The following is a 417-nucleotide window of genomic DNA, read 5'->3' as shown; positions in this document are numbered from 1 at the left end:
CCACGCCGAACGGCAGCCCCCACTGCACCATGGCTATGGCCACGCCATAGCTGCCCAGGCCATAGAAGACGGAATTGCCGAAGGAGGCATAGCCGGCGTAGCCGCCGATGATGTTCCAGCCTTGCGCCAGCACGGCCAGCAGCAGGGTGTTGATGCCAAACTGCACCAGCACGTCGGAGCCGTACCACGGCACCCCGGCGAGCAGCAGCAGCGCCAGCAGGATCAGGCCGAGGCGCACGGTCTTCATGCTGTCCTCCCCAGCAGGCCGCCCGGGCGCACGATGAGCACTGCCACCAGGATGCCGAAGCTGGCGACGTCGCGGTAGGTGGGCCCGATGTAGAGCGAGGTCAGCGACTCGACGATGCCCAGGAACAGCCCGCCGACGATGACGCCAAGCGGGTTGTCGAGCCCGCCGAT

At 67.4% G+C, this 417-nt stretch carries 1 pseudogene; it reads right to left on the bottom strand.

Annotated elements, in window-relative coordinates:
* A pseudogene (locus QZH66_RS18550) lies at positions 1–247 on the bottom strand (hypothetical protein); the annotation flags it as partial.
* Positions 248–417 lie beyond the last annotated feature (170 nt).

The organism is Stenotrophomonas sp. YIM B06876 (assembly GCF_030711595.1).
In the GTDB taxonomy this organism is placed as follows: Bacteria; Pseudomonadota; Gammaproteobacteria; order Xanthomonadales; family Xanthomonadaceae; genus Stenotrophomonas.
The sequence above is the reverse complement of the archived record's forward strand: the minus strand, read 5'-3'. Positions and strand labels throughout refer to the sequence as shown.